The organism is Cronbergia sp. UHCC 0137, assembly GCF_034932285.1.
Lineage (GTDB): Bacteria > Cyanobacteriota > Cyanobacteriia > Cyanobacteriales > Nostocaceae > Cronbergia.
Genome location: NZ_JAYGHC010000048.1, coordinates 3,506 through 15,946, shown reverse-complemented (window position 1 = coordinate 15,946; position 12,441 = coordinate 3,506). Strand labels below are relative to the sequence as shown.

Here is a 12,441-nt window from a genome sequence, read left to right as displayed (position 1 = left end):
AACTAAACCAAACTTATCATCTTTTTTGTGGAGTTATCCAAATGACCCATTACCCATGACCTAATTTGCATACTTAACGGGGATTTCAATCCAAAACTCCGTTCCTTGACCTGGTTGTGATATACATTCCATCAATCCACTATGCCTTTCAACAATAATTTGATAGCTGATGGCCAGTCCTAGACCTGTACCTTTACCCACAGGTTTAGTAGTAAAAAATGGTTCAAAAATCCGATTTTTTAGATCTTCATTCATTCCTGGTCCATTGTCTGCAATACTAATCAGGATATGAGAATTATCTGAAGAAAGTCTAGTAGAAATGCGAATAGTTGGTAAGAAATCAGGATTTGTTTGTTCTTGTATTGTTTCTGTTACTTCTGTTAACACATCAATAGCATTATTGATAACATTCATAAATACCTGATTCATCTGTCCCGCGTAACAGATTATTTTTGGTAAATTTCCATAATCCTTCATTACTTCAATCCCCTGAAAAGCGGAATTTCGCTTTAGTCGATGTTGTAAAATTAATAAAGTGTTATCAATGCCTTCATGTAAGTCCACAGATTTATTTTCTGCTTCATCTAGACGGGAAAAATTGCGTAGCGACAGGACAATAGAACGGATGCGATCTGCACCTACTCTCATTGAAGAGATGATTTTTGGGAGGTCTTGGATTAAAAAATCAAAATCTATCGCTTCGATAGCAGAATCAATTGTGTGATTGGTCTGGGGATATTGGGATTGGTATAGTTGCAGTAGGTCGAGTAGTTGTTTGGTGTAGTCGTCTGCGTGACGGAGATTACCGTAAATAAAGTTAACAGGATTATTAATTTCGTGGGCGATACCTGCTACTAATTGTCCTAAAGCAGACATCTTTTCGGTGTGAATTAGTTTAGATTGTGTTTCCCGTAATTGATAAAGGGTATGTTCTAATTGTGCGGCTTTAGTTATGGCTTGGGCTTCGGCTGTACAACTTTGTTCATACAGTCGGGCTTGGTGAATAGCGATCGCTGCTTGGTCTGCTAGTTGTTGGAGTAAATCAATTTCTGCTTCCTGCCAAATTCTGGGCGCTTGACATTGATGAACAATCAATAATCCCCAAAGTTTGGTATCTGTTTTAATCGGGACTATTAAGTTGGACTGAATTTGTAAATTAACTAAGAAATCTCGATGACAATCACTCAAATTTTCTGTTGATACATTGTTGATTGCTTTGGTTCTTCCATCCAAGTATAAACGAATAGAATCATCAGGAAAACATTCTAATGGTAATTTTATTCCCAATACTGATGACCAATTACCATTAATTTCTTCTACTATTATTTCATCTTCATTGTCTTCGATTATTTTATAAATCAACGCCCGATCTGAATTAAGTAAAGAACGCACTTCTCTGACAATAGTTTGCAGGATTGTTTTAAAATCTAAGGTGCTGCGAATCTGATCTGTAACTTGTTTGAGTGATTTAGTAAATAGTAATGATTTTTGTAATTCGGCTGTTTGTTCTTGTACCTTTACTTCTAAATTAATATTAAGTAGGTGTAGTTCTTGGTTTGTTTGCTGTTGCTGAATTGCCATTGAGAAGTTATGGCACAGGGCTTGTCCTAATAATATTTCTTCTGGTTTCCAGTTTGGTGCTTGTCCTGTTTTTTCTTCACGCCACACGGCAAAGGATAAACGTGGTAAGTTTTGGCGCAGATTTCGGTCACATTGTCCAGCCCACAGGATTTCTGTATCCAATTCTGAGCGAAAAATAGTTAATACACCAATAAAATTTTCTCGATAGTGTAGGGGAATAACCATCATTCCCCGAATTGAAGTAGATTGAAAGGCGATCGCTACAACTCGTAAAAAGGCTTCTTGATAAATATCACTAATTACATGAATTTCACCTGGACTGCACTGTTCCATCCACTTTTGCCATACTGGATTTTCTTCAATAACGCTGTTTCCTAATCCATTAGGTAGTTGTGGTTGTATACCCCAGGTATATAGTTCTTGACTGTGTACAATATAAAGTCTACTACCTATACCCCCCAATGCTGCTGTTGATTCTTCTAAGGCTTGTTGTAATTGAATTGTGGGAAGTTGATGTAATAAAGTGGAGATCCGGTTAATGATCCCTTCTCGCTGTTGTTGTTCGCGAGTTTGACTCAGGAGGTTACTTTGAGAAATAGCGATCGCTACTTGATCAGCTATTTGTTGGACTACTTTTAGCTGTTGGGGTAATATTGTTTTTGATTGACTATCATGGGATACCAACAATCCCCAAAGTTGCGGTTTAGTTGATTTTTCTTTCAGGTCATATTGTAAAATTGGTACTACCAAAGAAGACTGTACGCCCATTGTCTGTAAATACTGACTATGGCACGGATCTAAATTTCGATAATAAATGTTTTGTTCTAAAATTGGTTTACCTGTTTCCGCTGACCTCAAAGGAGCAAGCCCTATTTTACCATTAGCTACATCGACAATTGAGCGTTGCCTTGCTAATAAAAACATCTCCCTAGCTTCTTCGGGAATATCAGAGGACGGGAAGTGTAACCCCAACAAGGAAGGTAGAATTTGATCGTTAATAGATTCAGCAATGACTTCTCCACTGCCATCGCTATCAAACTGATACACTTTCACCCGGTCTGTATTCAAGAATAAACGCACTTCATTTGCTGTGCTGGTTAATATTTCTTGCAAATCCAGCGATCGTCTAATCTGTTTGATCATTCGGTGCAATAAAGTTTCTTGTTCACCGTATGGCTTGTCGGAAAATGTCATTGTTAATATTATATCTAATCAAAGGTACTAATTTCTCTGACCTAACCCTAAGTTTAAGATAACTTAAAGTTGACAGGTTTATGAGTTTTTATGATACAACTTAATGTTACTTTATAACTTTATTTTATGTAATTTATTTTTTTATTTTGCGGATATTATTTAAGTATATTTCTGGATGAAATTCAAGAAACCAGTAATTTGAGTAAGTTAGGATTTACAAGCTGGTCAGGATTTCAGTATTATTACTCAATTGATCGCTAAATTTTTAAGGGCTTCCAAAAAATAAATTATTCGGATTAACTAACCGCAGAGACGCAGAGAACGCAGAGGAATCAATACTTATCGGTTAAGCTAAAAACATTAAATCAGGTAGGTTGGGTTGACGTTAGGAAACCCAACATTTACGGGCTTTTGTTGGGTTGCGCTGTCGCTTAACCCAACCTACAAAAACTCTTAACCGATAAGTATTGGCAGAGGAATGAGGGTTAATTCCCAAATTAAGTAACAGTAAATACCGAGTTACAAGCAAACAAAAATATCTGTAATTTCCTGCGATAAATAGGTTTATCAACATTCTCAGGGTGTGATCTACCACTATCACCAAACTGAGGAAATATATGCGCTTCTATCTGTCTGGTAAACCACACAATTTTTCGGTTTTAGCTGTTATCAAAGTTTTGTTATTGACGGGTTTATTTTGGAATTTCAATCTTTGGTTATTCCTATACAGTTTTTTTGATTACTTGTTATTTAAATTTCAAGTTCGCTATTGTTCACCTTTCATTCGCGCTTGGTATTAAAAACCTAACCCCCACCCGATACGGGAAGGGGGGACATTTGGTTAAATATTTGCCTGTTGTCTTTGATATAAAGACCAATACAAACCCTTTTGTTGCAATAACTCAGAATGTGTACCCCGTTCAGCAATCACACCTTTTTCTAATACCAAAATCAAATCAGCACGTTTGAGAGGGGCAAAACGGTGAGCAATTAAAAAGACGTTGCGGTTAGCAGAAACTTTTTGCAAATTTTGTAATACTTGCTGTTCAGTTTCACTATCCAAAGCACTCGTCGCTTCATCCAATATCAAAATTGGTGCTGTCGAAAGAAACAACCGCGCTAAAGCTATCCGTTGTCTTTGTCCACCAGATAAAGCTGTACCTCTTTCACCAACATTGTTTTCATATCCTAATGGTAATTGACTAATGAAATCATGGGCTACGGCTAACCTAGCAGCTTCTACAACTTGTTCGGAAGTAATATCAGGATTACCAAGAGTGATATTTTCCAAAATCGAACCGTTAAACAAGAAATCCTCTTGAAGAACCACAGCGATTTGTTGTCTTAAAGATGCTAAATCAGCACTTTTAATATCAAAACCATCAATGAGGATACGTCCTGATTCAATTTGATAGAGACGTTGCAAGATTTTTGATAGGGTACTTTTTCCAGAACCACTACGTCCTACAATCCCTACAAATTGTCCTGGTTCAATATTAAAAGAAATTCCCTTTAATACAGGTTCAGTGTTGGGATGATAGCGGAAAAATACTTGCTCAAAATCAACTTGACCTTTGAGGGGTGGTAAAACCAAACCTGTTCCCGGTTCTGCTTCTGGTGCGGCGTTAAGAATATCACCTATCCTATCTACAGAAAGTAGCACTTGTTGGAGATTTTGCCACAATTGTACTAGACGTAATAGGGGACCTGTGACTCTGCCAGATAACATTTGAAAGGCAATTAATTGACCAACAGTGAGTTGATGATCAATCACTAATTTAGCACCAAACCACAGGATCAATAAACTAGAAAAATTGGTAAGAAAATCACCAATATTACTGCTAATATTGGAAGTTGTGGAAGCTTTAAAACCTGTACGGATGAAGCGAGCAAATAAACCTTCCCATCTATCCCGTGCCACAGGTTCAGCAGCATGGGCTTTGACTGAATGTATGCCGGTGACTGTTTCAACTAGAAAAGATTGACTGTCAGCACTGCGATTGAAGGTTTCGTTTAACCAATTACGCAAAATGGGTGTAGCAACAATTGTCAAAGTCGCAAACAAAGGTAACACCGCCAAGGCCACAAAGGTGAGGGGGATGTTATAATAAAACATAAGTGCCAGGTAGACCACAGCAAAGACGCTATCGAGGATGACCGTTAAGGCTGTACCCGTTAAAAATTGACGAATTTGTTCGAGTTCTTGGACTCTAGCTACCGTGTCACCTACCCGCCTAGACTCAAAATAAGCCAAGGGTAAACGCATCAAATGACGGAAAAGTTGAGCAGATAAACTCAAATCTAAACGCCGTGCTGTGTGGGTGAAGATAAATAGCCGCAGAATACCTAGTATAGCTTCAAATGTAGCGACTAATAAAAGAGCGATCGCCATCACATCCAGAGTGGCTAAACTCTCCTGTACCATCACCTTATCAATAATCACTTGGGTAATTAACGGTGTAGTTAATCCCAATAATTGCAAGGTAAAGGAAGCCAGCAATACCTCCGCTAAAAGTCCCCGATACTTCCAAACTGCGGGGGTGAACCAACTCAGGTTAAATTTCTCTTGCTTAGAAATTAGTTCTGCTTGCCACAATTGCCCATCCCAACAAGATTCTACCACCGATTGGGGCAAATACTCGCAATTATAGTCAATATTTTGGGGATTAGCGATAATTAAACGTTGGCGTAACCCGTCGCAGATATCGACCTTGATTCCATAGGCCACAACCCAGGTAGGGGCGCTATCTGAGTCAGATTTCCAAAGTAACAAAGCCGGAAAGGTCAACTTAGGTAATTCCGCCCAACTCACCTGCAAGCGGCGTAAAATTAACCCTACTTTTTCCCCAACTTCCATCACGTTTTTCGGGTGTTGTCCCCGGAGTTGGCGTTGTACCCATTCCAGTTGCACAGGATTATCTAAATATTGTGCCACCATTGTTAAACAGGCCGCCGCAGTATTCTCACTCGCTACAAAAGGATAACTAGAAATAACCGGAGTGGGAGTTGAAGAAATGGAGAGAGTTGGTAATGGTAATTCCCTTTGGGGTTGGGGCGGAGGAGGAACTTTACCATTTTGATCTTCCTTGGAATATTTTAACCAAAATTCATCAACTTGTTGATTTAAAAACTCAAACCACAACGCAGCATTCCAACACACAATTATAACTTCTTTACTGGCAGCAACAGCTTTACAATCAACAAACAACTTTTGGCAAGCGCCAAACCAATCTCCCGTTTCTAAGGTGGCTAAAGGCTTACTGATTCCGTTTTCTCGCAAGCGCACCTTACCCGTCACAATCAAAAACTGATAATTTTCTGCATCATTTGACCAGATTTTTTCCCCAAGTTTATAGTGACGGATTTCTGAAAGATTTTTTAATTGTGTTTGTTGTTCGGAAGTCAGCCAGCATAGTGGCGGTTGATTCCAGGGTAAATTAGCTAGTACATTCACTTGTAGAGATTGATTATCCAGAAGTTTTAACTCACTTGTAATTTGACTGTCAGACTTTGAATTTTCGACCCTAGCCATTTATCAAACAACTCGTTTTGTAATGTTTGCTTTAATTGATTATCTTCTAAGGACGCTGGGAGAAAGTGTTCTAATCGAAATAACCCAAAACGTCCTTCTATTTCTATTGGTCCGATCAATTGTCCAGGGCTTGCTACATCCACCGCAGCCCGCAGCATATCGGGTAATGTTCCCCGACTAATTGGACCCATCATGCCATTAAATATTCTTTCATCTGCCAGGGAATACTCTTTTGCAAGTTGCTCAAAACTACTTCCTTCTTCAATTTGAGTTTGTAGTTCTTCTGCTAATTCCTGACTATCAACCATAATCCGAGAAAGTACCAGTCGATCTAAATACAGTTTGCGTTCAATAAAGTATTCTGGCAGTTTTGATTCTGTAACTAAAGCTTTCAATTTCTCTAGTTTGAAACTAAAGGTAACTGATGTATGAAAGCTTGCGTAGTCAGTACCATTATTTTTTAGCCATTCTTGGAACTTTTGCGGGTCTGTCAGTTGATTTTTGAGCCGAAAGTCAATGATTGTTTGTTCAGCCAATGCCGGACTAACATCTATCTCTGTTTGGGTTTCTAGTTCTTGTTCAATGACGTGTTGACGCAGCACATCGCTAATAAATTGACCTAACTTACCTGATGTTTGTAGGTATCTAATTACTTGAGAAATGTCAATTTGTTGGTCTTCGACTGTCAAGAAAGATGAAGATTCCATGAACTAAATATGACGAATACGATAAAAAGCTATAGAACTTTTCAACTAAATAATAGAGAAACCCGCAGTAAATTACGATCAAGATTGATAAAGATTCGATGAAATAGATAATTAATAGATAAATAATTATAAAAAGGCAGCAGGCAGGAGGCAGGAGACAGAAGGCACATCCTGAATCTGATTTGAGTATTATAATATTTCCTAGTCTAATCAAGTACAAAATTATCTGCGTTTATCTGCGTCCATCTGCGTTAAATTACTATAGGGTTTTCCAGATTAAAGCAATAGAGATGGCAGCGATCGCACCGATTAATGTGTTAAAAATATTTACAACTTCATTGGTAAGCCAGGTATATTTAGATTGTAATGTAGCACCAATGACGCTTTCTAGGTTGGTGGCGATAAATGCAGCTAATACACACCAAACAATTCCCCAAAGGTCAATTAAATTAATTCCCCAGGCCAAAAGAGCGATCGCTATTGATCCTACCACACCAGCCAATGTTCCCTCCAAACTCACAGCCCCTTCTGTACCCCTGGGAACTGGTTGCAAGGTGGTAATTAAAAAGGTACGCTGGCCATAAGCCTTACCAACTTCGCTGGCTGTCGTATCAGATAATTTAGTGCTGAAACTCGCCACATAGCCTAAAATTAGCAAAGACCGCAAATCGGGTAAAAACCAAACTCCCAAGGCACACAACGCCGCCACCAACGCCGATCCCCAAACATTTTCAGGACCCCTTGCCCCAGACCGTTTTTCCGCAATTCCGGCCGCTTCTTTTTGCGCCATGCCGATGCGTGTCACCCCAGAACCCACCAAAAAATAGAACACTACTACTAAGTATCCCTGCCACCCTAGTGTTCCCCAAATGATCACACCCAGCAATCCAGCGTGAAATAACCCCCCAGGTGTGAGTAATTTTTTGGGAGCGATCGCCACTATACTCAATAAAAATGTATTTAATCCCAGTCCCACTAACCAGGGGTTGACAGATTCAAGTAAAGTTGACATTATTATTCATCCATCATGTATATTTTGCTATAATATTATCAAAATTATCAAAAAATCTGACTCTACTCCTAATCTAATCAGTTAGCTATTGACCCCTGCCTCCCCTGCCCCCTGCCCCCTGCCCCCTGCCTTTAGCGTTGAGCAACCCTAACCTCAATTTGCTGTAGCGCAGATTGCCAAACATCATAACCTGCTGGCGACAAATGTAGTCCATCTGTAGTTAACTCAGAGCGCAAATTACCTTCTAAATCTGTAAACCAATAATGGATATTTAGATACTTAGCCCCTTCCTGTTGGGCAATTAAGGCAATTTGCCTATTAAGATGACGAATGCGGCTATTGGGAACAATCCTTCGGCGAATGGGCAAAATTGACTGGACAATAATTTGAGTTTTTGGGTGAACTTGTCGTAAACGCTGCACAATGCGACGATGATTACGCAAAATTTCTTCATCATTATTACCCTTGAGTAAATCATTAATACCAATCATGATGTAAATCACTTGCGGCCGAGTTTTAGAAAAAGTCGCCAATCTTTTCAAAACCCCACCAGTAGAATCTCCCGATATGCCTTGATTTAACCATAATTTACCAGGTGGTAATTTTTCTCTAGGAAACCACATACTCAAAGAATCACCAATTAAAATACTCAAGCGATTACTACCTTGTCCTTGGGATAAAGCCTTAGCTTCCATAGCTAATAAGCCTTTCCAGTCTTGATATGTGAGTTTATGGGTTTTGCCTAATTCCCCCAATGATTGTAAATTTTCATCATCCCCTCTTGTGTAAATTTGACCAGTTTTCAGCGACGCTAATCTTTGATAATAAAGTTGACTACCAGATACTATTTTGCGACTAGGTTCTGGGACACTGGGTGGAGATAAATCCTCTCTTGACCCTGGTGAAGAAATATTAACCTTGGATTTGACTTCTTTTTTCGGTGAGAGTTGGGAATTTCCGTTGCTAAATTCTGGTACAGAAATGTCAACATTGGCGATAATTTTTGACTCAGACTGCGAATGTTTTTCTAGATTCCACTGAAATTCAGTATTGTTTTCTGGGATACTCCACATCTGTGGGATGGCGGATGCTGGTATAGTTAATCCTGTTAACAAGCTGGCTGCCAACAGATAAGGTTCCCTCATAGTTTTTTCTCCTGTTGCGTTTTTATTACTTTTCCTTTAGACAGTCTTATTTCGCTAAATTCAGGAAAATTTTAGTTCCGCTTTGGGAGTAACACTATCCTCCGTTGGCATATAATTTTTGATTTTTAAGTATAAAAATACACTTAATATCAATTAATTAAATTAATATATGGAATAACTTGCTTTAAAGTGCTAGGATCTAGTCGAAGTTATTAATGATTCCTGCTTTTTTGTGGCTAGAGCTAGTACAGCAATCGGTGTTAGTCCAATTATTAAAGAGACTGTGCAAAAACAGGCACATTCGACCCGTTTAACCTTGAAAGAGGTTATTCTCATGGGGATGTTAGCCATTGATAAGCTTGATGATCAAAGTCGTCAAGAGTTAGCAGATCAAGTTCATCAAATGCAGGTAAATGGTGAAATATGAACCTGTATATGTGAATTTAGCTAAATCCAAATTCTCAATTTTCATGGCAAATATTAATTAATCACAAGAGTAGAAACGGGACTTATCACGGATCTACTCTTGATCAAATTCATCCAACCTTTGTACCAAAATGAGGCAAAATAGTAATTATTAATCTTGACCAACTAAGCTGCTTAAAACTCAGCAGTTATTCAAGTCCGGGATCTTAATTTTAAATTAAAGTTAAGATTAGCGAGCCAACCATAAACTAAAAAATATCAAAATTATTTGCAAATTAGTCATAAAACAATACATTGTAAGCAGTTATCACACTTGCTGTTGAGTTATGCTTAATTGACAAGGTGAGAGTTAGTGGCTTCAGACTATAGCGGTATGCAGTTGAATGAGATACAACATTATCGGGACAATCCATACAAGACTTTTAACTCTGTTCCCTGTTCCCCTTCGACTGCGCTCAGGGCAAGCCTGTTCCTGGTCGGTGAGCGTAGCCGTAAAGCCTAAAGGCATAGCTGACGCTTACCGCGAAGCGTGGCGTTAGCCATACCGCTGTTCCCTGTTCCCTGTTCCCTGTTCCCTGTTCCCTGTTCCCTGTTCCCTGTTCCCTGTTCCCTGCTATAAGTAATAACTAACAGGTTTTGAAGAAATTGCCCATCGCTGATCGATGCGACAACTATGGAAAAAGACGCAGCAACAACCCTCCAATGCCCAAATGAATACTGCCAAGCTGCAAATCCCTTAAACCATAAGTTTTGCCGGCAATGCAGCACTCCTTTACCCAAGCGTTACCTCTGGGCTGTAGGAGATGGGTTAAAGCTCTGTAGTCCTGGAGCTATTTTAGCCGATCGCTATTTAGTCATTGGTGAATCAATTCTTTTAGATTTGAAACCGGGGTTATTGCCCCAAGTGCCTCCATTAGATGATTTATCCACAGGAATCGCTCCCTATCTTAAACTAATTACTTACCGTTTAAATGTCCCCCAATTGTACGGCATCCTCTCGGTAGACGATCGCCAATGCCAGAATCAGATATTATTGCTAGAAAAGCCACCATTATTAATTGCAGGATCAGACAATTCCATCCAATTGTGTACTAACCTAGACGCAGCTTGGTCTAATGCTTCTTCCATGCGTCAAATACATTGGCTGTGGCAATTAGCTAATTTGTGGCAACCTCTGGCTACAGAAGGTGTGGTTTCTAGTTTACTAAATCCCAATTTATTACGGGTAGAAGGGGCAATTATTAGATTACTAGAATTGCAGTTTGATCCAGAAAATAGTCCAAAATTAAAACAATTAGGTCAATTCTGGCAGCAATGGGTTGAAAAGGCCAAACCAGCAATAGCACCTTTTATCCAGCAAATTAGCACTTGGTTAATTGAAGAAAAGATTATATCATCGGAACAACTAATTACAGTTTTAGATCAAGGATTGGCAGAATTAGGTCGATCGCAAACAGTATCCTTGAAGATTATCACTCAAACAGACACAGGTCCAGTGCGTCAACGCAACGAAGATGCCTGTTACCCCCCTAGTGGAGTGCTAGTGAGTCAAGCATCCCCAGGGGAAATACCCTTAGCGATCGTTTGTGATGGTATTGGTGGTCATGAGGGAGGGAATGTCGCATCGAATTTAGCTATTGAAACTATACAACAGCAATTAACAAACTTAAACTTAGTCGCTGATGAAAATATAGATTCTTGCCGATTAATTAATAATTTAGAACAAGCAGTAGCGATCGCTAACGATCAAATCAGCCAGCGCAACGATAGCGAAAACCGCCATGGTCGTCAACGCATGGGAACTACTGTGGTTATGGCCTTACCCATCGCACACCAAATATACATTACTCATGTTGGTGATAGTCGAGCTTACTTGATGACACACCATGGATGTTATCAAGTTACCCTAGATGATGATGTCGCTTCCCGTGAAGTCCGCTTAGGCTATGCTACCTACCGCGAAGCAATACAACAAGGTAGTTCTGGATCTTTAGTTCAAGCTTTAGGAATGAGTCAAAGTAGTTCATTACATCCCACCTGTCAACGGTTAATACTGGATGAAGATATGGTTTTACTGCTCACATCCGATGGTTTAAGTGATTGTGACAGAGTGGAAGAACATTGGGAAACAGAAATTTTACCAATTTTGACAGGAGCAAATGATTTATCTAGTGTAGCCCAAAAACTGATCGACATAGCTAACACTAAAAATGGACATGATAATGTCACCATCGCTTTAATACATTGTCAAGTCGAATATTCTGAACCAAATTCCCCCCTTGCTATCGGTGATCCGGCAAATTTGCCCTCAAATAACCCACCTAAGACGATTTTAAACCAAAAAACTAGAGTTTTGCCCCAAACCAAACCAGTGTCCACCTCCCAAGTACCCTGGAATTTGCTAGTTCCTTTACTCTTGGTGATCATCGCCGGTTCTCTAGGATATTGGTTCAAATTTCAACGAGGGAAATTTAATCCCTCATTAACAACTCCTAAGCCAACCACAAGAACCTTAGAAAATCTCGCCCCTGGTTGGATCATTAAAACCACTCAGACAATACCCTTGAGTAACCAGCAGTCTTTTCCGGCTGAAAGTTATTTACAAATAATAGAAATCAACCCAAAACCTAACAATGGGGCTAGTGATAGGCAAGTAATTCTACGTGCTTGTCCCCCATCTTCCACACCCAGTCCCCAGGAAAACATCTCCATTAATTTGTCCCAACTGCAACGTTTTAACGTTTCCGTATTGCAATCTGGTGAATCCAGTTCCTGTCAATAAGAGGCAGGGGGCAGGGGGCAGGGGGCAGGGGAGGCAGGGGAGGCAGGGGGCAGGGGGCAGGG

7 protein-coding genes are annotated in these 12,441 nt (G+C 39.6%); 2 read left to right on the top strand and 5 right to left on the bottom strand.

Translation table 11 applies throughout. From position 1 onward, the window contains the following. Window positions 1–60 precede the first annotated feature (60 nt). The 5 genes from VB711_RS20305 to VB711_RS20285 form a co-directional block, all read right to left on the bottom strand. Window positions 61–2,775 carry a GAF domain-containing protein gene (locus VB711_RS20305; protein ID WP_323288087.1) on the bottom strand — a complete coding sequence of 905 codons (2,715 nt, stop codon included), beginning with the start codon at window positions 2,773–2,775 and terminating at the stop codon, window positions 61–63. A gap of 841 nt (window positions 2,776–3,616) precedes the next feature. Then, entirely contained in the window at window positions 3,617–6,307 is a 2,691-nt protein-coding gene (locus VB711_RS20300) for a type I secretion system permease/ATPase (protein ID WP_323288086.1), read from the bottom strand. Continuing rightward, window positions 6,256–7,014, bottom strand: a complete 759-nt coding sequence (locus VB711_RS20295) for a peptidylprolyl isomerase (protein ID WP_323288085.1) — start codon at window positions 7,012–7,014, stop codon at window positions 6,256–6,258. Before VB711_RS20295 ends, VB711_RS20300 begins: the two co-directional genes overlap by 52 nt. A gap of 259 nt (window positions 7,015–7,273) precedes the next feature. Continuing rightward, window positions 7,274–8,026: a TIGR00297 family protein gene (locus VB711_RS20290; RefSeq protein ID WP_323288084.1), complete on the bottom strand. Its 753-nt coding sequence runs from the start codon at window positions 8,024–8,026 to the stop codon at window positions 7,274–7,276. 131 nt (window positions 8,027–8,157) lie between these two features. Continuing rightward, on the bottom strand, window positions 8,158–9,171 hold the full coding sequence (locus VB711_RS20285) for an SGNH/GDSL hydrolase family protein (protein ID WP_323288083.1): 1,014 nt from the start codon (window positions 9,169–9,171) through the stop codon (window positions 8,158–8,160). A gap of 232 nt (window positions 9,172–9,403) precedes the next feature. Between VB711_RS20285 and VB711_RS20280 the strand changes: the two genes are divergently transcribed. After that, window positions 9,404–9,598 (top strand): hypothetical protein, encoded by a 195-nt coding sequence (locus tag VB711_RS20280; protein WP_323288082.1) that lies wholly within the window; start codon window positions 9,404–9,406, stop codon window positions 9,596–9,598. A 672-nt stretch (window positions 9,599–10,270) separates the two neighbouring features. After that, on the top strand, window positions 10,271–12,379 hold the full coding sequence (locus VB711_RS20275) for a protein phosphatase 2C domain-containing protein (RefSeq protein WP_323288081.1): 2,109 nt from the start codon (window positions 10,271–10,273) through the stop codon (window positions 12,377–12,379). Window positions 12,380–12,441 lie beyond the last annotated feature (62 nt).

Excerpts from the sequence above, each read along its gene's own strand:
- VB711_RS20305 (WP_323288087.1), bottom strand. The coding sequence starts at position 2,775 with ATGACATTTTCCGACAAGCCATACGGTGAACAAGAAACTTTATTGCAC.
- VB711_RS20300 (WP_323288086.1), bottom strand. The coding sequence starts at position 6,307 with ATGGCTAGGGTCGAAAATTCAAAGTCTGACAGTCAAATTACAAGTGAG.
- VB711_RS20285 (WP_323288083.1), bottom strand. The coding sequence starts at position 9,171 with ATGAGGGAACCTTATCTGTTGGCAGCCAGCTTGTTAACAGGATTAACT.
- VB711_RS20275 (WP_323288081.1), top strand. The coding sequence starts at position 10,271 with ATGGAAAAAGACGCAGCAACAACCCTCCAATGCCCAAATGAATACTGC.
- VB711_RS20295 (WP_323288085.1), bottom strand. The coding sequence starts at position 7,014 with ATGGAATCTTCATCTTTCTTGACAGTCGAAGACCAACAAATTGACATT.
- VB711_RS20290 (WP_323288084.1), bottom strand. The coding sequence starts at position 8,026 with ATGTCAACTTTACTTGAATCTGTCAACCCCTGGTTAGTGGGACTGGGA.